We start from the raw sequence: 21,602 nt of genomic DNA, 5'->3' as shown, positions 1-21,602 counted from the left end.
TGCAGGCGCCAGGCGAGGCCGAATCGCGGCATTCTGCGGCACTGCTACAGTGCAAGCCGGTACTTCCAGCACAAGGATCGATGCGGCATGAGCGTGATGGTCAAGGAAAGCCCGATCAGTGAAAAGGACATGATCGCCCAGGCGGAGGCGGCGCTGGCCGATATTTCGAGGGTCCGCGACGGTGTCGGCGGCGTCATCTTCGGCCAGGAAGCGGTGGTCGAGCGTACGCTGGTGGCACTGCTTGCCGGTGGCCATGCGCTGCTGGTCGGTGTGCCCGGCCTTGCCAAGACCAAGCTGGTCGAAACGCTCGGCGTCGTGCTCGGCCTCGATTCGCGCCGCATCCAGTTCACCCCCGACCTGATGCCGTCCGACATTCTCGGCTCTGAGGTGATGGAGCAGGACGAGGCCGGCAAGCGCTCCTTCCGCTTCATCTCCGGCCCGATCTTCGCCCAATTGCTGATGGCCGACGAGATCAACCGCGCCTCGCCGCGCACCCAGTCGGCGCTGTTGCAGGCGATGCAGGAATATCACGTCACCATCGCCGGCGTTCGTCACGACCTGCCCGCACCCTTCCATGTGCTGGCGACGCAGAACCCACTGGAGCAGGAAGGCACCTATCCCCTGCCCGAGGCGCAACTCGACCGCTTCCTGATGCAGGTCGACATCCTCTATCCCGAAATCGAGGCCGAGCGCCGCATCCTGCTCGAAACCACCGGCATCGAGGACGCGAAGGCGCAAAACGTCCTGCAGCCGGTGCGGCTGAAGGAGATCCAGACGCTGATCCGCCGCATGCCGGTGCCGGAAAGCGTCGTCGACGCCATCCTCAAGCTGGTGCGCTCGGCGCGCCCCGGCCAAGGCAATACCGAGACCGACAAGCACGTCGCCTGGGGTCCAGGCCCGCGCGCCAGTCAGGCGCTGACGCTCTGCGCCCGCGCCCGAGCGCTTTATGACGGACGGCTGGCGCCTTCGGTCGACGACATCCGCGCACTGGCCGAGCCTGTCCTGCAGCATCGCATGGCGCTGACCTTTGCCGCCCGCGCCGAGGGCACGACCGTGCGTGACGTGGTGGCGAAACTGGCCAAAGGCATCTGATGGCGCGTATCGGCGAAGTCCAGACACCGGCAGCGACGCGCGACGCGCTCGCCAGGGGCCGGTTGCGGGCTTCGCTGGTGCCGGACCTGCTGGTAGAAGCGCGCCGCATCGTCAACACTGTGATTGCCGGCTGGCATGGCCGCCGCAAGCGCGGCATCGGCGAGAATTTCTGGCAGTTCCGCCCCTATGTCGAAGGCGATTCCTCGCGCATCGACTGGCGCCGTTCGGCCCGCGACGATCATACCTATGTGCGCGACCGCGAATGGGAGGCCGCCCATACAGTATGGCTGTGGGCCGACCCCTCGCCTTCCATGCTCTACAAATCGACCGGCGCCAGCGTGTCCAAGGAATCGCGCGCGCTGGTGCTGGCGCTGGCCATGGCCGAACTGTTGTCGCGCAGCGGCGAGCGCATCGCCTGGCCCGGTCTGACCGATCCGTTCACCGCCCGCAACGGCGCCGAGCGCATCGCAGCGCAGTTGATGCACGCCGCCGATCCGCCGGCAAAGCCTGACCTGTCCAGCATCCGCCGCTTCTGCGACATCGTCATCGTCAGCGATTTCCTCGATCCGGTCGAGGAGACTATGGCCTGGCTCGACGTGCTGGCCCGCCATGGCGTGCGTGCCCATCTGATCGAGGTCGCCGATCCGGCCGAGGAGACCTTTCCCTATGCCGGCCGCACTGAATTCACCGATCCCGAGACCGGCGACAAGCTGACCGCCGGTCGCGCGGAAATGCTCGGCGATGAATATCGCCTGCTCTACACCGCCCGCCGCCAGGAGCTGGCCGGCTGGTGCAAGCGCCTCGGCTGGAGCTATACGGTCAACCACACCGATCGCCTCGCCTCCGAGGCACTGGTGCGCATCCATATGGCGATGACCGCCGATGGCGCGTTCGCCGGAAGGGCCAGCGCATGAGCTGGCTGCCGCTCTCCTTTGGTGCTCCCATGGTGTTGTGGGGCTTGCTGGCGCTGCCGGTGATCTGGTGGCTGCTCAGGCTGACGCCGCCCAAGCCGCAGACCGAGGTGTTCCCCCCCCTGAAGATCCTCGCCCCCGTGCTGAAGCGCGAGGAGACGCCGCAGCAGAGCCCGTGGTGGCTGACGCTGCTTCGGCTGCTGATGGCGGCCCTGATCGTTGCGGCATTGGCCGAACCCGTCTTCAACCCGCGCGAAAAACTGCCGGCAGAGGGGGCAGCCTTGGCACTGGTCATCGACAATGACTGGGCAAGTGCCGCCGACTGGGGCAAACGCGTCGCCACCGCGCAGCGGCTGATCGCCGATGCCGGCTCGAATGGCGTGCCTGTCGTCATCGCCTTCACCGCCGAAAAGCCGAATGCCGAGATCGGCCCCTTCGACGCCGCAACCGCTCTCGACCGGCTGCGCGCGGCAAAACCGCGGCCGATCCCGTCTGACCGTCCTGCCGTCTATGCCCGTGTTGCCGGCGTGCTGGAGACCTTGCCCGGCGCCAGCGTTGCCGTTCTCGCCGATGGCCTTGCCGCAAAAGGCGACGAGGCCGCCTTCAACACGCTGCTGTCGAAAAATGCCGACCGTGTTGTCTGGGCCAGTTCCGACCGGCTGGCGCTGACCGGCCTCACCGGCGCCGAGAACCAGGTCGACGGCTTTGCACTGACCGCCATTCGCGCACCCGGCGATCCAGCCCCGGCGCAGGTCACCGCCGGCGCCTTTGATGACAAGGGCCGGCGCATCGCCGATGCGACGCTGACTTTCGCACCCGGCGAGACCACCGCCACCGGCACGATGGCGGTGCCGTTCGAGCTGCGCAACGACTTCGCCTCGATCGCGCTCGACGGCGAGCGCCAGGCGGGTGCGGTGCGCGTGCTCGACGAGAGCTCGAAGCGCCGCCGCGTCGGATTGTTGTCGCAGGCCGAGGCCGACCAGGCGCAGCCGCTTCTGTCGCCGCTCTACTATATCAGGCGCGCGCTGCAGCCCTTCGCCGATCTGGTGGAACCGTCGAGCGCCGACCTTGCCGATGCCATCCCGCAACTCCTCGACCAGAAGCCGGCGATGATCGTCATGGCCGATATCGGCACCATTCCGCCACAAGTCCATCAGCGGCTGGTCGACTGGGTCGACAATGGCGGCACGTTGGTGCGCTTCGCCGGGTCGCGGCTGGCCGCTGCAGGTAATGACGACGATCTTCTGCCGGTGAGGCTGCGCACCGGCGAACGCTCGCTCGGCGGCTCCCTGTCATGGACGACGCCGCAGCCGGTGACCGAATTCCCGAAGAACGGCCCCTTTGCCGACCTCGCGCCGCCGGCCGAAGTCACGGTGAGCCGGCAGGTCCTGGCCGAGCCGACGCCCGATATCGTCGAGCGCACCTGGGCAACGCTGGCCGACGGCACGCCGCTGGTGACCGGGCTGAAAAAGGGCAAGGGCACGCTCGTCCTGTTCCATGTCACCCCGGAGGCGACATGGTCGACGCTGCCGATCTCCGGCAGCTTCGTCGAGATGCTGCGGCGTATCGTGCAGCTGTCGCGCAACCAGGGCGCCGCAGTCGCCAACGCCGAAGCCGCCGCCACCTCGCTGGCTCCTTATCGCATGATCGCGGCCGACGGCGCGCTGGTGCCGCCGACGCCGGACGCGCGGCCGCTGGTACCCGTCGCCGGCCCGCTGCCTGTGACGTTCGAGAACCCGCCCGGTCTCTACGGCTCCGAAACCGGCGTCTTCGCCCATAATCTGCTTGATCCGGCCACCGTCTTCGCGCCGCTGGTCCGTCCGCAATTCACGGTGCCGGTGACCAATGTCCAGTATGCTTTCGATGAATCGCGCGACCTCAAGGGTCCGCTGGTGACCGCAGCACTTGTGCTGATGCTGCTCGACACGCTGGCGGTGTTCTGGATGGGCGGGCTGTTGTCACGTCGGCCGCGCCGCGCCCGCACGGCTGCGGCAACGACGGCTGCGCTGCTGCTTGGCCTCGGCATGTTGTTTGGCCATGCCGACCTCGCCCGCGCCGACGATGCCAAACCGGGCGACGCCGCGGCCATCGAGGACATTGCCAAGACCCGCATCGCCTATGTGCTGACTGGCGTGCCAGGCGACGATTCGATCAGCCGCGCCGGGCTCGAAGGCCTGACCCGCTTCCTGATCGAGAAGACCGCGCTTGAGCCGGGCGCGCCGGCGGGCGTCGACATTTCGAAAGACGAGCTGTCCTTCTATCCGCTGATCTATTGGCCGATCGACCCTTCCGCGCCGATGCCGAGCGAGGCCGCGATCGCCCGCATCGACGCCTATATGCAGCAGGGTGGCACGGTGCTGTTCGACACCCGCGATCAGTTTGCCAACGGCATAGGTGCGGATTCGGCGAGCCCGGCGACGGAACGATTGCGCGACATCCTCGGCAATCTCAACGTGCCGCCGCTGGAGCCGGTGCCTGCCGACCATGTGCTGACCAAATCCTTCTTCATCCTGCCCGAATTTCCCGGCCGCTTCGCCGGCAGCCCGCTCTGGGTGGAAGCCTCGCTCGACGCCAGCAACGCCGAAAACCGGCCGGTGCGCGTCGGCGACGGCGTCTCGCCGATCCTGATCACCGCTAATGATTTTGCCGGCGCCTGGGCGGTCGACGAGAATGGCGACCCGCTTTTGCCGACCGTGCCGTCGGATCCGATGCAGCGCATCTATGCGCTGCGCGCCGGCGTCAACATCATGATGTACATGCTGACCGGCAATTACAAATCCGATCAGGTGCACGTGCCCATCCTACTCGAACGGTTGGGGCAGTAAGATCATGAACTGGTCGATCTCCTTCGAACCGCTGCTGTCCTGGCCGCTGCTGGCTTTGGTGCTGGTGCCTTTGCTGCTGCTCGCGGCTGTCGGCCTGTGGTTTCGCCAGCGCGGCGCGATCTTCCGCTTCGCCGCGCTGATTGCGCTGGGCGCCGCCTTGCTCAACCCGGTCTTCCTCGACGAGGAGCGCGAGGCGTTGAAAAGCGTCGTTGCCGTCATCGTCGACCGCAGCCAGAGCCAGGACATCGGCGACCGGACCAAACAGACAGACGAAGCGCTGGCAGGGTTGCAGCAGCGCCTTGCCCGCTTCAAGCAGTTCGACGTGCGCGTCGTCGAAGCCGGCAAGTCCGAAGCCGCCGAAGAGCGCACCGAGACCAAGCTTTTTGCAGCCCTCGAAGGCGCTTTCCGCGACGTGCCGCCATCGCGCATCGGCGGCGCCATCATGATCACCGATGGCGAGGTGCATGACGCGCCGCCCGCCGCCCCCGACTTCAACGCGCCGCTGCACGCGCTGATCACCGGCAATGAGCACGAGAAGGACCGCCGTATCCGCTTCGAGAACGCGCCGCGCTTCGGCCTCGTCGGCAAGCCGCTCGACATGACTTACCGCGTCATCGCCACCGACGGCGAAACCGGCCCAGTCGATGTCCGGGTCTCGGTCAATGGCGAGCAGGTCGCGGTCGAAGAGGCGACCATCGGCCAGGCGATGCCGCTGCAGGTGACCATTCCCGGCGCCGGCCGCAACATCGTCGAACTTTCCATCGACCGCGAGCCGGGCGAACTGACCGAGGCCAACAACCGCGCCATCGCGCTGATCGACGGCATCCGCGAAAACCTGCGCGTGCTGCTGGTCTCAGGCGAGCCGCATGCCGGCGAGCGCACCTGGCGCAATCTGCTGAAGTCAGACGCTTCGGTCGATCTCGTCCATTTCACCATTTTGCGGCCGCCGGAAAAGCAGGACGGCACGCCGATCAACGAACTGTCGCTGATCGCCTTCCCGACGCGCGAACTGTTCGTCGAGAAGATCAAGGATTTCGACCTCATCATCTTCGACCGCTACCAGCACCGCGACGTGCTGCCGATCCTCTATTACGACTACATCTCCGAATATGTCGAAAAGGGCGGCGCGCTTTTGATCGCCGCCGGGCCGGAATATGCCGGCGATGCCTCGATCGCCCGCACGCCGCTGATGTCGTCGCTGCCGGCGATGCCGACCGGCGAAGTCATCGACAAGGCCTTCTATCCGCGCCTCACCGATGTCGGCCAGCGCCATCCTGTGACGCGCGGGCTCGACGGCTCGGCGTCGGAGCCGCCGCACTGGAGCCGCTGGTTCCGCACCATCGGCGTGCAGAATCCCGAAGGCGAAGTGGTGATGAAGGGCGCCGACAACCGTCCCCTGCTTTTGCTCGACCACAAAGGCGAAGGCCGCGTCGGCATGCTTTTGTCCGATCAAGGCTGGCTATGGGCGCGCGGCTTCGAGGGCGGCGGCCCGCATGTCCAGCTCTACCGCCGCATCGCCCACTGGCTGATGAAGGAGCCTGAGCTCGAGGAAGAGCGGCTGACCGCCGACGGCCGTGGCATGGTGCTGGAAATCCGCCGCCAGACGATGAGCGACGACCCCGGCTCGGCCCAGGTGATCACCCCCTCAGGCAAGGCGCTGATCGTCAAGCTGGAAAAATCCGAGCCCGGCGTGTTCCTCGGCAGCATCGAGACCAAGGAGATCGGCCTCTACCAGATCGGCAATGGCGACCTGACCGCACTTGCCCATGTCGGCCCGGTCAACGCGCCGGAATTCTCCGACGTCATCTCCACCGAAGGCCGGCTGAAGGCGCCGGCCGAAGCCACCGGCGGCAGCGTTCGCCGACTGGCGGCGTCCTCGACCCTTGGCCAACTCACCGGTAGTGTCGCCCTGCCCTCCATCGTCCCGGTCCGCGCCTCGGGCGCGGCCTCGGGTGCCGACTGGATCGGCCTGCGCACCACCGACGACAGCGTGCTCAAAGCCGTCTCACGCGTGCCGCTGTTCGGCGGCTTCCTCGGCCTCGGCCTGCTGCTGCTGGCCATGGGCGCGATGTGGTACAGAGAGGGAAGGTGAGAGCTTCTTCCTTCTCCCCCTGTGGGAGAAGGTGGATCGGCGCGAAGCGCCGAGACGGATGAGGGGTGTTCCAGGGAACGCCAACGCCTCACTCCGCTGGAACACCCCTCATCCGTCGCCTTCGGCGACACCTTCTCCCACAAGGGGAGAAGGAAGAACGCGCGCACGGCCCTGCCCTCCGCTATGGCTCCGGGCGTTCGTCGTTTCAATCGACAAATCGTTGTCGATTGATCGCCCTACGGGCGACCACTCCTCACTCCTCCGGCTCTGTGGTAAACAGCAGCGGATAGCCCTTGGCCTTGCCGGCATCGGTGGCTCGTGTCGCCTTGGTCTCGGCCACGTCCCTGGTGAACACGGCGACGACGCAGACGCCGCGCTGGTGGGCGGTGATCATCACCCGGCGCGCCTGGTCTTCGCTGAGCTTGAACTCGCCCTTCAACACCGTCACCACGAATTCGCGCGGCGTGAAATCGTCATTGATGAGGATGACCTTGTAGAGCTTCGGCCGCTCGGTCTGCGGCTTGGTCTTGGTGCGGGGTTTGGAGGTGATCTCAGGCATCGGAAACCGGCATTACGCGAGGGTCGCTCTCACTTTGTCATGGGGGAAAGCAGTCGTCCATTTTGATCGGCGCGCGAAACCGGCTTCCCGGGAGTGCTGCCATTCACAAATTTAGGAACTGTCCGGTACGGTTCAACGGCCCTGGCGGTCGACGGTGCGACGAGCGTGGAATTGCCCTGCTGAGGCGGACCTGGCCGCATCCGCCTTGCGCTCCATCCAGGCGACAGCAAGCCAGCCGAAAAAGCAGGCCAGCGCGCCGCTGGTGAGCACGGCAAGCAGCAGGCTCTGCCATGGCGTTATGTATTGCCAGTTGCTGGAGATAGCCGGCGCAAACAGCGACGGCTCGGTGCGCCCGCTCACCGGATCGGGCACCGGGCTGGCGGTAAACTGGATCAGCACCCTGACCACAGCCGAGGCCACAAGACCGCCAATGGCCATCAAGCGCAGAATGGATGAAAGCCGCTTCTTCATGCTGGCTGTCCTATCGGACCGGCATTGCAAAGGGGTTAAAGTCCTGGGTGGCTGGCACCCATCAACGGGATAATCATGCTTGTCAGATACGACAAGGCCGCTCCAGCCGGGGGGTGCTGGAGCGGCCTTGTTACAGACAACCCTATTGGGTTGGTCTGGATCAGGCCTTCGGGGCGTCCTTCTTGACGACCTTCTTGGCCTTCTTGTGCTTCTTGACGGGCTTCTTGGCGACGACCTTCTTCACCGGGGGCTTGGCGGTCGTGGTCGCCGGAGCGGTCGTCGAGGCAGCCGGAGCAGCGGTCGTGGTGGCAGCGGCATTGCCCAGAGCCGGCATCGCGAAAGCGAGAGCGACGGCGAGACCGGTGGCGGAGAGGATGGACTTTTTCATGGCTTCATTTCCTTTTTTGTGCGGGTCGGTTTGAGTGTCACTGAACCGGGTCGATCGGTGTCACTCCAAGCAGCTTCAAAGCGTTCGCGAGCATCCGGATACCCTGTGCCTGTTTCTTGTTGGCGCAGAACCGGTTTCCCTTTCTTTGCAGTGCTTTCGCCGCGGTGACCTGCGTTGCCGCGGCATGGGTTTCGATGGCTTCGTCTACCTGGCGATTGAGATCGATGCAGCGCTCGCTCCTTGTGATCGGCGTCACCTTTGCGCTGGAGGCTGCGACCGCGGCCGTGACGAGCGAAATGCTGAACAGCGCACCCATCAAGCTGATCGTGAACCTGTGCATTGGTAATGTCCGTTACTCCGGAGACTAGCGTCGCAGCCGATGACCTGACCGCCACGGCACCCTTTATGCCCTTGATTTTTTTCGGAAGTTTTTCCGGACTATAGAAATTTGTTTCTGGATTGTTTCTGGCAAATCCGCTCTGCGGGCGATCATCGCCGCTGGCCAACATGTGGCAAGAATTCTATCGTGTGGGTGACGTCGCCAAGCAGACTCAAGGGCGGCCACCGACTGGCCCGCCAACAATGACAGGATCGCCGTGAAATCCGATGCGCACATACTGATCGTCGACGACGACAAGGGCATTCGCGACCTGCTTCAGGAATTCTTCCAGAAGCGCGGCCTGCGCACCACGGTTGCCGCCGACGGCATCGAGATGGAGGACATACTGCGCCGCACGCAGGTCGACCTGATCGTTCTCGATGTTATGCTGCCGGGAAAGAGCGGGCTGGAGCTCTGCCGCGACCTGCGCGCCAGCTATTCGACACCGATCATCATGCTGACCGCGGTCACCGAGACCACCGACCGCGTCGTCGGCCTCGAAATGGGCGCCGACGATTATGTGCCCAAACCCTTCGATCCGCGCGAGCTTCTGGCCCGCATCCGCGCCGTGCTGAGGCGCAATGGCGCTGCCGAGCCGAAGCGCGCCAGCACCAAGCAGATCTACCATTTCGCCGGCTGGACGATGGACTGTTCGCGCCGTCGGCTGATGGCACCGGGCGACGTCAGGGTCGAGCTGACCATGGCGGAGTTCAACCTGCTGCAGACCTTCGTCAAGAGCGCACAGCGCGTGCTCACCCGAGACCAGCTCATCGAGCTTTCCGGTGGCGACAGCGACTATTCCTTCGACCGCAGCATCGACATTCTGGTCAGCCGTCTCAGGCGCAAGATGGAAGACGATCCCAAGACGCCGAAACTGATTCTGACGGTGCGCAGCGGCGGCTACCAGTTCCTGCCCGAGACCACCTCCGAATGAGACGCCTGCTGCCGCAAACCCTGCCGGTCTGGGTTTTGCTCATCGTCATTGCCGGCCTGCTGATCAGCCAGGTTGCCACCCTCTATATCGTCTCGCGCGACCGCGCCGTCGCCAATGACGAGGTCGATCTCTACCGGCTCAACGACCGCGCCTATTCGCTGGTGCAGCTGATGCATGACGACACGCCCGATCAGCGCAAGCTGACGGCGTCCGGCCTGTTCAACGCCACTTATGCATTGACCGTTTCGGACACGCCCGCAGTCACCTCGTCGATCGCCGGCGACGACGAACTGGCCGAACTCGAGGACATACTGGTCGGACGGCTGTCGAAATTCGGCATCACCGACGCACGCGTTCGGCGCGATCCTGCATCGCAGGCGGCCAACACGCCTGGCGGCGTGGTGCTCACCAAGGATGTCGGTGCGGTGGAGCGCGACCTCCTGGGATTGGCGGCGAGCTTCGCCCAGAGTGACAAGCTGACGGCATCGGTCCGCTTCGCCGACGGCCAATGGCTGAATTTCACCGAGCCCAACACGCCGGCCGGGCCTATCCTCAGCTTCGACAGCCTGCCGCTCTATTCGCTTATCGCGGCCCTGGTGGTGATCATGTCGATCTGGTCTCTGCGCCGGCTGACCGCGCCCTATCGGATGATGGAAACGGCGGTGAATCGGATCGGTACGGATCTGAAAAGTCCGCCGATCGCCGAAACCGGCAGCCGCGAGATCCGCGCCGCGGCGAAAGCCGTCAACGCAATGCAGGTCAGATTGCGCGACTATGTCGAGGACCGCGAGCATCTTGCGGCAGCACTCGCGCATGACCTGCGCACGCCGCTGACCCGCATGCGGCTGCGCCTCGAACTCCTGCGCAAATCGACGGCGCGCGAGGCGCTGGCCCACGACCTCGCCGACATCGAGAGCATCGCCAGCTCCGTCATCGACTTTGCCACGTTCGAAGTCACCGAGGAGAGGAGCGAGCGGATCGATTTCTGGTCGCTGGTAGAATCGATCGCCGACAGCTTCGAGGACGTCTCGTTCGACCATGATGGCGCCAGGCCGCGTGGCATGATCTGCATGGCGCGGCCGGTGGCGCTGAAGCGCTGCGTCAACAATCTGGTCCAGAATGCCGTGACCTACGGCAAGAAGGCCCATCTCAGCCTGCGCCAGTCCGACGGTACGATCACGCTGGTCATCCGCGACGAGGGACCGGGCATCCCGCAGGCGCAGCTCGACCAGGTGTTCGGTTCCTTCGTGCGGCTGGAGCAGTCGCGCAACCGCCAGACCGGCGGCCTTGGCCTCGGCCTGACCATTGCCCGCAACATTGCGCGTGCCGCCGGCGGCGAGGTCCATCTGTCCAACCATCCCGGCGGCGGCCTGCTGACGGAACTCAGCCTGCCGCTGGCGGCATAAGGCAGGAGACTACCGTCTCGATGGGCACCGGGGCTGGATCGGCCAACCCAACCTTGCAATAGTGCGGCCGCTCGAACAGGAGGAGATCGCCGCATGTTTTACGCCATCCTGGCCTATCACGTCGAACAGACCATCCAGTCCCTGACGCCGCAGCAGGATGCGGCGCTGATGCACGACCTGCTCGAGGTCAATGCCAGGCTGACCCGTGAGGGCAAGCTCGGGCCGGCGGCAAGGCTGGGCGCAACCGCCGACGCCGTCACTCTGCGCGGCCCGGGAGACGGCATCGTCATCGACGGTCCGTTTGCCGAGACCAAGGAGCAATTGCTGGGTCTGTATGTGCTCGACTGCGCCACCCAGGATGAAGCCATCGCGGCGGCGCGTGACCTGAGGCGCGTGAACCCTTCGGCAGTCTACGAAATCCGCCCTATCACATTTTACCTTCCCGGCCTGACGTTTCCCGTCACGGAAGGCGGGGACGATTTCAAGGCGGCCGCCAGCGGCTGAGCCGCCTGCCCGACACCACGGCCGGTCAGGCAGCCGAAATCTCGTTGCCCAGGCGGATCGTTTCGGCGACCAGAAGGTCGAGGTCCTCGCAACGGGTTCGGTGGTTATTGATCGCCGCCCTGAGGCAATGTCGGCCCTGCACCGTTGTATCGGAAATGGCGGCGATGCCTTCTTCCTGCAGCCGCAGCATGATCTCGGTGTTGAACGCTTTCGCGCGCTCGCTGTCGAGCCTTTCCGCGCGATAGCGGAAGCAGACGATGTTGATACTGGTTGGGGCTGTCAGCTCAAGCGCCGGTTCGGCCTCGATCAGGTTCGCGAGATAATGCCCTTGCGCAATATTCTGGTCGATCAGGCGGCCGAACTTCTCGACGCCATGTTCCCGCAGCGCCATCCACACTTTGAGCGCCTTGAAGCCGCGTGACGTCTGCAGTCCGTAATCGTGCAGCCATTGCCCGGAAGCGAGGCCGCGCGGCGTCGATTCCAGATATTCCGGCGTCACCGCGAAAGTCTTGCGATGCGCCGAGGCATCCCTGACCAGCGCACAGCCCGCCTCGAACGGTGCATGCAGCCATTTGTGCGGATCAAGCGCAATGGAATCGGCCCATTCGATGCCGGCGACGCGATGCGCATTCTCAGGCGCAATCGCAATCAGCGCGCCGATGCAGCCGTCGACGTGGAACCACATGTCTTCCTCGTGCGCCAGCTTGGCCAACGCCTGCAGATCGTCGATGGCGCCGGTGTTCACCGTGCCGGCATTGCCGATGATGCAGGCCGGCTTGAACCCGGCCGCGCGATCCTCAGCAATCGCCGCCCGCAAAGCCGCGATATCGATGCGCAGGCTGGCGTCGCTGGCAATCCGGCGCAACGCCCTGTTGCCGAGGCCGAGCGCCTCCATCCCCTTGCGGTGGCAGGAGTGGATCTGGTCCGAACCATAGAAGCGCAACGGCTTCTCGATTGCAGCAACGCCATGCTCGCGCACGTCGATGCCGGCCTTGGTGTTGCGCGCCACGGTGAGCCCGATGATGTTGGCCATCGAGCCGCCGCTGACCAGCGTGCCGCTGGCCGAAGCCGGCATGCTCATCATCTGCTTGCACCAGTCGACCACCTGGCCGTCCATCAGGGCGGCGGCATGGTTGCCGCCGCCGAGATTGGAGCCCTGGACGGCCGCCAGGAAATCGCCGAGGGCGCCCGTAAAATTGCTCGACCCCATATACCAGGACCAGAAGCGCGGATGGATGTTGCCCATCGGATAGGGCATCACCTTGTCCACGACATCGGCATAGATGTCGGCAAGCGGCGTTGGCGATTGCGGCAGGGACGCAGTGAAGAAGTCTCTCACATCTCCAGGCATCTCCTGCCACACCGGCCGTTGCCTGACATCGCGCAAATAGGCGACGGCATCATCAACGATCCGATGCGACAGGACCCGCACATCGGCCCAGTCCGAGGGGTCAAGCGTTTCCTCGGTGCTGGTAGCCGAGTGTCCAGACATCGCGTCCATGCAGATTGCTCCCGCGCCATCATGCCGGGAACTGGCAACCGGGCGTCGAGCGCGAAAGAGCAAGCTCTTCCGCATTCATCTCGGCCTCGATGCCATCGAACAGCGGCGTCGACATATAGCGTTCGCCGGTATCGGGAAGCATGCACAGGATCACAGAACCGGCAGGCGCCGTACCGGCGATCTGGCGCGCCACGGCGAAAGCCGAGCCGCCGGAAATGCCAGTGAAGATGCCCTCCTGCTGCGCCAGCGCCTTGGCCCATTTCATGCCCTCCGGCCCCGCGATCGGCATCACCTCGTCATAGAAGTTGCCATCGATCGCTTCCTGCAGGACGTTCGGGATGAAGTCCGGCGTCCAGCCCTGGATCGGGTGCGGCTCGAAGGCCGGATGGCTGGCAGCCGGCGCGCCGCCTGCGCCACGCACCTGTGGCCTGCCGCTGCCAACAAGCTGTGCGTTGGCGGGTTCGGTCAGCACGATCTTGGTCTCGGGCCGCTCACGGCGCAGCACACGCGCCACGCCGGCAACAGTGCCGCCGGTGCCGTAGCCGGTGACGAAATAGTCGAGCCGCGAGCCGGCGAAATCGTTGACGATCTCGCGTCCCGTGGTCGCTTCATGAATGTCGGCGTTGGCCTTGGTCTCGAACTGGCGGGCCAGGAACCAGCCATTGGCTTCGGCCAGTTCGACCGCCTTCTTGTACATGCCGAAGCCTTTCTCGGCGCGCGGCGTCAGCACCACCTTGGCGCCCAGCATGCGCATCAGCTTGCGGCGTTCGACCGAAAAACTGTCGGCCATCGTCACCACCAGCGGATAGCCCTTCTGCGCGCAGACCATGGCAAGGCCGATGCCGGTGTTGCCGCTGGTCGCCTCGATGACGGTCTGTCCCGGCTTGAGCGCGCCGGTGCGCTCGCCTTCCTCGATAATGTTGAGCGCCAGCCGGTCCTTCACCGATGCCGCCGGATTGAAGAACTCAGCCTTGACGTAGATGGTGGCGTGCGCCGGGCCGAGATTGTTGACGCGTATGACCGGCGTGTCGCCGACCGTGTCAAGAATGCTGTCGAACAGACGGCCGCGGCCGGCCGTGGTTCTGATTTTCTGCCGATGCAACATGGATAACTCCTGGTTTTGCTCACGGGCCGGTTACAAACCGGCGGTTTGGGCGGCGAGGTTTCGACACCTTGCCGCACTACAGGTCTTTGACGTGCCGCAATGTGGTAAACCCCACATCCGGCGCGCAAATTTGCAAGCCGGGTGCACTTTGTCGTGTTCGGTGATAAAGCAGGGGCCGGCGGGCCAGCGTGGGAGAAGGCGTGGTATCCGACGTGGAATCGAGCGTGGAGAGCAGCCGTAAAGGTCTTAGCGTGCGCCTGTTTGGGCCGCCGGCGATTGCGCGCGACGGCGTCCCGGTGGTCCTGCCGGCATCGCGCAAGTTGCGCGCGCTGCTGGCCTATCTGGTGCTAGCGCCCCACCCGGTCGGGCGTGGCAAGCTGTGCGAAGTGCTGTGGGATGTCCCAAATGACCCCAGAGGCGAGCTGCGCTGGTGCCTCAGCAAATTGAGGGCTGCTCTCGACGAGCCGGGGCGCCGCAGGATCGCAACCGCTGATGATACGATCGCGCTTGATCTCGACGGCATTTCGGTCGACGTGCTGGATGTCGCGGCGGCGACTGCCGCAGGCATCGAAACGCTCGACCCCGAGCGACTGCAGGCGCTGTCGAAGCTCTTCGCCGGTAATTTCCTGGAGGGGCTGGAGATCGACCGCAGCCCGCTCTTCAACAGCTGGCTGACCGCGCAGCGCCGTCGTTTCGGATCCTGCCACGCAGCCATCCTGGAACATCTGGTCAAGACGCTCCCGGCCGATTCCGAAGACGTCTCCTCCCATCTCGAAAAATGGTTGGAATTGACCCCGTTCGACAGCTGCGCCCACATCGCGCTCCTGGCAAGGCTGGCGCGGCGCGGCCAGTTCGGCGCCTGCGAGGACCATCTGGCAGCAGCAGCGCAGCTGTTTCAGTCGGAAGAGCTGGATTTCGGCCCGGTGCGCCAAGCGTGGCTGGCCATTCGCGCGGAACGTCATTGCGCGACTTTGCCGGCACAGCCGGCAACGGTGCCGGCTGCGAAACAGGCGCCGATCATGCTTGCCGGTGCCGAGCCCTCGACACCGCACAAGGCCTCGCTTGCCGTGATGCCGTTCGCCGAAGACGCCGGCAGCGGCATTCGCGGCGGGTTGGCCGACGGCTTTACCCACGACATCATCACCCGCCTGGCCAAGCTCAGGGATTTCTTCGTCATCGCCCGTGGCTCGGCCTTCGCGCTGGCCGAGAAAAACATCGCGCCGGAAGATGCCGGTCGCCGGCTGAATGTCGACTATGTCGCCACCGGTACGGTGCGCAGCGTGACAGGCCGCCTGATCGTCACCGTCGAGCTTGTCGAGGTGCGCACGGCCAGGATCGTCTGGGCCGAGACCTTCGAGCGCAGGCCCGACGACCTCTTCGCGATCCTCGACGATATCGGCAACAGCATCGTGGCCTCCATCTCATCCGAGATCGAGACGGTCGAGCGCAACCGCGCCATGCTGAAGGCGCCCAATTCACTCAATGCCTGGGAGGCCTACCACCGGGGCCTCTGGCACATGTATCGCTTCACCCGCAGCGAAAACGACCTCGCCCGGCATTTCTTCGATATAGCCGTGCAGCAGGATCCGACCTTCGCCCGCGCCTATGCCGGCCTGTCCTTCACCCATTGGCAGAGCGCCTTCCAGCGCTGGGGCAACCGCGACCAGGACAGCGCGCTCGCCTACGAAGCGGCCGGCCAGAGCCTGTTGGTCGACGATCACAATCCGGCCGCGCACTGGTCTATGGGCCGGGCGCTGTGGCTGCGCGGCGAAGGCAACGCGTCGCTTGTCGAGCTGGAAAGGGCTGTCGATCTCAGCCCCAATTTCGCGCTTGGCCACTATGCGCTTTCCTTCGTGCAGTCGCAGTCGGGCGACCCGCAAGCCGCGATCGGGTCGTCGGATCACTCGCGCCATCTGTCGCCGTTCGATCCGTTGCTGTTCGGCATGCTGGGTGCACGCGCCATGGCGCATGTCCGCCTCGGCCAGTTCGATGATGCGGCGCATTGGGCGCTCAAGGCCGCGGCCCGCCCCAACGCCCATGTCATTATCCTGTCGATCGCCGCCCATTGCCTGGCGCTGGCCGGACGGCTCGACGAGGCCAAAACCTTCGCCGCCGCCATCCGCAAGACGCTTCCGGACTACAGCACCGACGACTTCATCGGCACCTTCCGCTTCGACCCGGATGCCACTGCCCTCTACAAGCTCGGCGCCAAGCGCATCGGGTTGAACTGATCCAGACCGGCGCCTGGTAGGAACCCTACCGCCTCAACACCGCGCTCAGCACATCGCGTATGCCGATGGCGCCGACAAAGCGTGACTGGTCGTCGAACAGCGCCACAGGTGCCGTCTGCGAGCGGTGCATGGCCAGCATCACTGTCTTCAGCGAGGTGCCCGGAGTGGCCCAGAATACCTGCGCCGTCTCCTCCGGCTGGGCCTCGACATCCACGCACGACACCCACACTGCCGGCTTGCCGTCGCGTTCAGCCGCCGCCACCAGCCCGTGATCGTCGATCTTGAAGCGCGTCGTCTTGCGCCGGTCGAGCCACACCCAGCCGTTATCGCCGTGCTCCAGGTCGCGGCGGTCGCGCATGACGTTCCAGGCGGTCAGCACCGAGAGTGGGTTCACGTTGGCGATGAAGTCGCGGACATAGTCGTTGGCGGGCCGCAGCACGATGTCTTCCGGCGCGCCGGTCTGCACGATGCGGCCGCCTTCCATGATGGTGATGTGGCTGCCGATCTTCAGCGCCTCTTCCAGATCGTGGCTGACGAAGATGATGGTCTTCTTCAGCTCCGCCTGCAGCTGCAGCAGTTCGTCCTGCAGCTTGGTGCGGATCAGCGGATCGAGCGCCGAGAACGGCTCGTCCATCAGCAGGATCGGTGCCTCGGTGGCAAAAGCGCGGGCCAGGCCGACGCGCTGCTGCATGCCGCCGGACAGTTCATGCGCGTATTTCTTCGACCACTGGTCGAGATTGACCAGCTTGAGCTGCTTGTGCACGCGCTCCTTGCGTTCTGCGTCCGGCACGCCGGCAAGTTCGAGGCCGAGGCCGACATTTTCCTCGACCGTACGCCATGGCAGCAGGCCGAACTGCTGGAACACCATCGCCACCTGCTTCTGGCGCAGCCGCCGCAGCGTCGCCTGGTCGCAGGTCACGACATCGACAATGTTGTCGCCGTCCTTGACCAGCACCTGGCCGCGCGACACCACGTTGAGCCGGTTGACGGCCCGGAGCAGCGTCGACTTGCCTGAGCCGGACAGGCCCATCAGCACCGAGATTTCGCCCTCATGCACGGTAAGGCTGGCGCCGGCGCAACCCAGCACATTGCCGGTTTTTTCGAGGATTTCGGCGCGCGTGGCGCCGCCGTCGATCAGTGCCAGCGAACCGGCCTGATCGGTGCCGAAGACGATATCGACGTTCTTGAAATCGACTGCGACGGTCATTTCTTGCCTCCAACGCCGATACGCGTCATCCGGTCGAGCACGATGGCGAGCACGACGATCGCCAGGCCGGCTTCAAGGCCGAGGTCGATGCGGCGCGAGCCGAGCGCGCGGTTTATTTCAGTACCGAGCCCGCCAGCGCCGATCAGGGCTGCGAACACCACCATCGACAGCGACAGCATGATCGACTGCGTCAGGCCGGCCATGATGGTCGGCAGCGCCGACGGCAGTTCGACCTTCCACAGCAGCTGCTGCTTGGTGGCGCCAAACGCCTCACCCGCCTCGATGATCGACTTCGGCACTGAGACGACGCCGAGATGGGTGAGCCGCACCGCGGTCGGGATGACGAAGATGATGGTGACGATGAGGCCAGGCGCATTGCCGAGGCCGAACAGGGTCAAGACCGGGATCAGGTAGACGAAGGTCGGCAGCGTCTGCATCAGGTCGAGCACCGGCAGCATGATGCGGTAGACCTTCGGCTTGTGCGCGGCCCAGATGCCGAGCGGCACGCCGATGGCCATTGCCATGGCGGCGGCGGCCACGACCAGCACCAGCGTCTGCACCGTCTGCTTCCAGAGGTTCTGGTTGATGATGAAGATCAGGCCGAGAAAGACGCCGATGGCCAGTGGCCGCGAGCGCTGCAGCAGCCAGGCAATGATGGCAATGACCAGCGCCAGCAGCACCGGCGGCACCACCAGCAGGATGTCGACCAGTCCGTCGAGCAGGAAATTGAGGCCGTTCGAAAAAGCCCTGAACACAGTGTCGAAATTGTCGGTGAGGAAACCGAAGAAGGCCTTTCCCCAGGCGCCGATCGGTATCTTGTGATCGACCATGAATTTCGAAATCGGATCCATATCGCCCCTCTCATGCGCGAGACCGCCTGCCCCCGGCCTCTGCTGTCGTTACGTCATCTTCTCACAGGATATGAAAAAGGGCAGCCTTTTCTAGATTGGCTGCCCTTCCTGGTTCGGCTTTGCCGAATTCAGTCGGCTCAGCTTCCGAGCGCGGTCTTGACCGCTGCGGCCGCATCGCCGCCATCGAAGGTGGTGACGCCGGCAATCCATGGCGCAACCGCGTCAGGGTGCTTCTTCAGCCAGTCGGCTGCGACCGTGTTGGCGTCGCCGCCTTTCAGGATCGCGTCCATCATCTCGCCTTCCATGTCGAGATTGAACTTCAGGTTGGCGATGAACTTACCGGCATTCGGGCATTCGGTGGTGTAGCCCTTGCGCACATTGGTGTAGACGGTAGCGGCGCCGAAGCCGCTGTCGCCCATGCCGTCGAGATAGGTGATCTTCATGGCGCCCATCACCGGATGCGGCGTCCAGCCGAGGAAGGCGATCCACTCATTGTTCTTCATCGACTGTTCGGCCTGCGTCAGCATGCCGGCTTCCGAGGATTCGACCAGTTCGAAGCCTTCGAGATTGTCCTTCGGGTTCTTGATCATGTCGAGGATGATGCGGTTGCCGTCATTGCCGGCCTCGATGCCATAGATCTTGCCGTTGAACTTGTCCTTGAACTTGCCGATGTCGGTCAGCGACTTGACGCCGGCATCGGCGACATAGGTCGGCACGACGATGCCGTAGCCGGCGCCGGTCAGGTTGGTGCTGATCGTCTCGACCGAACCGTCGGCGGTATAGTCCTTGATGTCGTTGGTCATCGACGGCATCCAGTTGCCGAGGAAGACGTCGAGATCCTTGTTCTTCAACGACGCCATGGTCACCGGCACCGAAAGCTGGATCGTCTGCGGCTCATAGCCGAGCGCGGTGAGCAGCACCGAAGCGACGCCGGTCGTGGCCTGGATGTCGGTCCAGCCGACATCGGAAAGGCGCACCGCCTTGCAGCTCTCCGGATCGCCGGCAAGGGCTGCGCTCGTGGACAGGAAAGTCGCCAGACCGAGGCCGGCGACGAAGGTGTTCATACGCGACATTGATAGTCTCCCATTGTGATTCTTTGGCGAAGCGTAGTTACGGTTTCTTTGCCCGCCTTGTTTCGTCAGCCAAACACCATTCTGGTGTGGTTTCAAGCGCTAAGGCAATCACGATCAACGGCGCGGGCTGGCCAAACAGCGACACGCCTGCCGCTTTTTCGATGGCAGACGGCTTTTCCGGTGAAATGCTGCGGTGCCCCCTCCCCGCGGCAGGACAACTCGGCTTAAAAGGACGGCATGGCCAAGCTTTACTTCCACTATGCGACGATGAACGCCGGCAAGACGACGATGCTGCTGCAGGCGTCCTACAATTATCGCGAACGCGGCATGACGACGATGCTGTTCGTCGCCGGCCACTATCGCAAGGGCGATACCGGGCTGATCTCGTCGCGCATCGGCCTGGAGACCGAGGCCGAGATGTTCCGCGATGGCGACGATCTCTACGCTCGCGTTGCCGAGCATCATGAACACACGACCGTGCATTGCATCTTCGTCGACGAGGCGCAGTTCCTCGAGGAAGAGCAGGTCTGGCAGCTTGCCCGCATCGCCGACCGGCTGAACATCCCGGTGATGTGCTACGGCCTGCGCACCGATTTCCAGGGCAATCTGTTTTCCGGCTCGCGTGCCCTTCTGGCCATTGCCGACGACCTGCGCGAAGTGCGCACTATCTGTCGCTGCGGCCGCAAGGCGACGATGGTCGTGCGTCTCGGCCCTGACGGCAAGGTGGCCAGACAGGGCGAACAGGTGGCGATCGGCAAGGACGTCTACGTCTCGCTCTGCCGCCGCCATTGGGAAGAGCAAATGGGCCGCGCCGCGCCCGACGACTTCATCGGCTTCACCAGAGGCTGAACGGCCGGGGCAACATGAGAATTCTCCAGTTCACAGTCGATTGCCCGTTTCCGCCGGTATCCGGCGCCGAGATCAGGAACGCCGCGAATGCGCGCGCCTTGGCATCGATGGGCGAGGTTCTGACGGTAAGCCTAACTGGCGCCCCGGCGCCTTCTCCACCGCCAAATATCCGTCACCGGATCATCGAGGCGGCGCGCGGCAGAGGTCTCTGGGGCAGGCGCAGCCCTCACCCGACCGTGCATATGATGCCGGACGACGAACTGGCTGAAGCCGACGCGATCTGGAGAGAATTCTCGCCCGATCTCGTGGTGGTCGAGGAGATCCCACTGTCGCAGCTGCTGACGCTGGCGCCGAAGCATCGCGCACGCACCGTTCTTGACCAGCACAACATCGAATCCCGGACGGTCGCCGACCGGATCGCCGGCCTGACGCTGTGGCAGCAAATTCGAGGCTGGCGCCAAAACAGGCGCAAGAAGGCAGAGGCGCACGACGCCGACAGGCGTGCGGCTGCCATGGCCGATCAGGTCTGGGTCTGCTCGCGGACCGACGGGGCGCTGCTGTCCGCTCTCGGCCCCGTCGGCGACGTCAGGCTCATCGCCAACCCCATTCCGGACGAGACTGTGCTTTCCCTGCCGATTGGTGCCGAGCGGTACCGTGAACTCAGCTTGTGCTTCATCGGCCATCTCGGCTATTTCCCCAACATCGACGCTGTCAAGCAGATCGGCCGCAAGATGGTGCCGCGCCTTGCCGCGTCCGGTCAGCCCTGGGCGATCACCGTCGCCGGCAGGAACCCGCGCGATGTGGTGCGCGGGATTTGCGCGAAGCACGGTCTGCAGCTGATCGAGAACCCGCCATACCTGCCGGACCTGCTTGAGCGCTCGGGCTATGCGCCGATCCCGCTTCGCTTCGGTGGCGGAACCCGCATCAAGGTGCTGGAGGCGATGGCGGCGGGCCTTGTCGTCGCCGCTACCGAAAAAGCCGTCGAAGGGCTCGGCCTGCAGGCGGACAGGCATTTCCTGTCGAGCAACGATGCCGGCGAACTCGCGTCGAAAATCGTCGATCTCGCGAAACGCCCGCAAGCGGCGGCCGAGATGGCGGAGAGCGGCCGCACCTTCGTGCGTGACAACCACTCATCGGCAGCAATTGAAAAAGCGATCCGGCAGGCAATCGCGGAAATGCCGCTCCACCGAACGGGATAAGACCCGCCTTGCAATCCAGCCACCA

The 21,602-nt window shown here is 64.7% G+C and carries 19 protein-coding genes; 10 read left to right on the top strand and 9 right to left on the bottom strand.

The genetic code is table 11. The features are described from left to right. Nucleotides 1-87: 87 nt before the first annotated feature. The 4 genes from AC1D1L_RS03965 to AC1D1L_RS03950 are packed head-to-tail and all read left to right on the top strand — an operon-like array spanning nt 88 to nt 6,920. Nucleotides 88-1,092, top strand: a complete 1,005-nt coding sequence (locus AC1D1L_RS03965) for an AAA family ATPase (protein WP_477338994.1) — start codon at nt 88-90, stop codon at nt 1,090-1,092. Continuing rightward, a complete protein-coding gene (locus AC1D1L_RS03960) occupies nt 1,092-2,006 on the top strand; it encodes a DUF58 domain-containing protein (RefSeq protein WP_112561103.1) in 915 nt (304 codons plus the stop codon). Before AC1D1L_RS03965 ends, AC1D1L_RS03960 begins: the two co-directional genes overlap by 1 nt. Further along, nucleotides 2,003-4,828 carry a DUF4159 domain-containing protein gene (locus tag AC1D1L_RS03955; RefSeq protein WP_477338992.1) on the top strand — a complete coding sequence of 942 codons (2,826 nt, stop codon included), beginning with the start codon at nt 2,003-2,005 and terminating at the stop codon, nt 4,826-4,828. The genes AC1D1L_RS03960 and AC1D1L_RS03955 overlap by 4 nt, the downstream gene beginning before the upstream one ends. Before the next feature lie 4 nt (nt 4,829-4,832). Next, on the top strand, nt 4,833-6,920 hold the full coding sequence (locus tag AC1D1L_RS03950) for a hypothetical protein (RefSeq protein WP_477338990.1): 2,088 nt from the start codon (nt 4,833-4,835) through the stop codon (nt 6,918-6,920). A 253-nt stretch (nt 6,921-7,173) separates the two neighbouring features. Here the strand turns inward: AC1D1L_RS03950 and clpS are convergent, their stop codons facing one another. The 4 genes from clpS to AC1D1L_RS03930 all read right to left on the bottom strand — a co-directional run bounded on the left by clpS (nt 7,174) and on the right by AC1D1L_RS03930 (nt 8,678). After that, nucleotides 7,174-7,479 (bottom strand): ATP-dependent Clp protease adapter ClpS, encoded by a 306-nt coding sequence (clpS, locus tag AC1D1L_RS03945; RefSeq protein ID WP_352588371.1) that lies wholly within the window; start codon nt 7,477-7,479, stop codon nt 7,174-7,176. 132 nt (nt 7,480-7,611) lie between these two features. Then, nucleotides 7,612-7,950 carry a hypothetical protein gene (locus tag AC1D1L_RS03940; protein WP_477338988.1) on the bottom strand — a complete coding sequence of 113 codons (339 nt, stop codon included), beginning with the start codon at nt 7,948-7,950 and terminating at the stop codon, nt 7,612-7,614. A gap of 160 nt (nt 7,951-8,110) precedes the next feature. Further along, complete coding sequence (locus tag AC1D1L_RS03935) at nt 8,111-8,338, bottom strand: hypothetical protein (protein WP_112561108.1); 228 nt, start codon at nt 8,336-8,338, stop codon at nt 8,111-8,113. 37 nt (nt 8,339-8,375) lie between these two features. After that, entirely contained in the window at nt 8,376-8,678 is a 303-nt protein-coding gene (locus tag AC1D1L_RS03930) for a hypothetical protein (protein ID WP_477338986.1), read from the bottom strand. A gap of 256 nt (nt 8,679-8,934) precedes the next feature. Between AC1D1L_RS03930 and AC1D1L_RS03925 the strand changes: the two genes are divergently transcribed. From AC1D1L_RS03925 to AC1D1L_RS03915, 3 genes are all read left to right on the top strand, one after another. After that, nucleotides 8,935-9,651, top strand: a complete 717-nt coding sequence (locus AC1D1L_RS03925; RefSeq protein WP_112561185.1) for a response regulator — start codon at nt 8,935-8,937, stop codon at nt 9,649-9,651. Continuing rightward, the gene (locus AC1D1L_RS03920; RefSeq protein ID WP_477338984.1) at nt 9,648-11,057 is read left to right on the top strand and encodes an ATP-binding protein; all 1,410 of its coding nucleotides are present in this window, start codon (nt 9,648-9,650) and stop codon (nt 11,055-11,057) included. The genes AC1D1L_RS03925 and AC1D1L_RS03920 overlap by 4 nt, the downstream gene beginning before the upstream one ends. 93 nt (nt 11,058-11,150) lie before the next feature. Beyond that, on the top strand, nt 11,151-11,561 hold the full coding sequence (locus AC1D1L_RS03915) for a YciI family protein (RefSeq protein ID WP_352588357.1): 411 nt from the start codon (nt 11,151-11,153) through the stop codon (nt 11,559-11,561). A 25-nt stretch (nt 11,562-11,586) separates the two neighbouring features. Here AC1D1L_RS03915 and AC1D1L_RS03910 read toward each other — a convergent pair whose 3' ends face one another. After that, on the bottom strand, nt 11,587-13,062 hold the full coding sequence (locus AC1D1L_RS03910; protein ID WP_477338982.1) for a pyridoxal phosphate-dependent decarboxylase family protein: 1,476 nt from the start codon (nt 13,060-13,062) through the stop codon (nt 11,587-11,589). Nucleotides 13,063-13,081: 19 nt separating this feature from the next. Continuing rightward, the gene (locus AC1D1L_RS03905) at nt 13,082-14,167 is read right to left on the bottom strand and encodes a PLP-dependent cysteine synthase family protein (protein WP_477338980.1); all 1,086 of its coding nucleotides are present in this window, start codon (nt 14,165-14,167) and stop codon (nt 13,082-13,084) included. Nucleotides 14,168-14,367: 200 nt separating this feature from the next. Here AC1D1L_RS03905 and AC1D1L_RS03900 point away from each other — a divergent pair, with 200 nt between their 5' ends. After that, on the top strand, nt 14,368-16,398 hold the full coding sequence (locus AC1D1L_RS03900; protein ID WP_477338978.1) for a transcriptional regulator: 2,031 nt from the start codon (nt 14,368-14,370) through the stop codon (nt 16,396-16,398). Nucleotides 16,399-16,423: 25 nt separating this feature from the next. Here AC1D1L_RS03900 and choV read toward each other — a convergent pair whose 3' ends face one another. The 3 genes from choV to AC1D1L_RS03885 all read right to left on the bottom strand — a co-directional run bounded on the left by choV (nt 16,424) and on the right by AC1D1L_RS03885 (nt 19,529). Then, a complete protein-coding gene (gene choV / locus AC1D1L_RS03895) occupies nt 16,424-17,605 on the bottom strand; it encodes a choline ABC transporter ATP-binding protein (RefSeq protein WP_477338976.1) in 1,182 nt (393 codons plus the stop codon). Beyond that, entirely contained in the window at nt 17,602-18,456 is an 855-nt protein-coding gene (choW, locus tag AC1D1L_RS03890; protein WP_477338974.1) for a choline ABC transporter permease subunit, read from the bottom strand. Before choW ends, choV begins: the two co-directional genes overlap by 4 nt. 137 nt (nt 18,457-18,593) lie before the next feature. Continuing rightward, nucleotides 18,594-19,529: a choline ABC transporter substrate-binding protein gene (locus tag AC1D1L_RS03885; RefSeq protein ID WP_352588342.1), complete on the bottom strand. Its 936-nt coding sequence runs from the start codon at nt 19,527-19,529 to the stop codon at nt 18,594-18,596. Between the two features lie 237 nt (nt 19,530-19,766). On the opposite strand from AC1D1L_RS03885, the gene AC1D1L_RS03880 reads away from it, so the two are divergent. Then, complete coding sequence (locus tag AC1D1L_RS03880; protein ID WP_477338972.1) at nt 19,767-20,378, top strand: thymidine kinase; 612 nt, start codon at nt 19,767-19,769, stop codon at nt 20,376-20,378. Nucleotides 20,379-20,392: 14 nt separating this feature from the next. Beyond that, on the top strand, nt 20,393-21,577 hold the full coding sequence (locus tag AC1D1L_RS03875) for a glycosyltransferase (protein WP_477338970.1): 1,185 nt from the start codon (nt 20,393-20,395) through the stop codon (nt 21,575-21,577). Nucleotides 21,578-21,602 lie beyond the last annotated feature (25 nt).

Source organism: Mesorhizobium sp. P2_D6, assembly GCF_056404315.1.
Note: the sequence above shows the minus strand (reverse complement) of the source record. Positions and strands in the feature narration are given on the sequence as shown.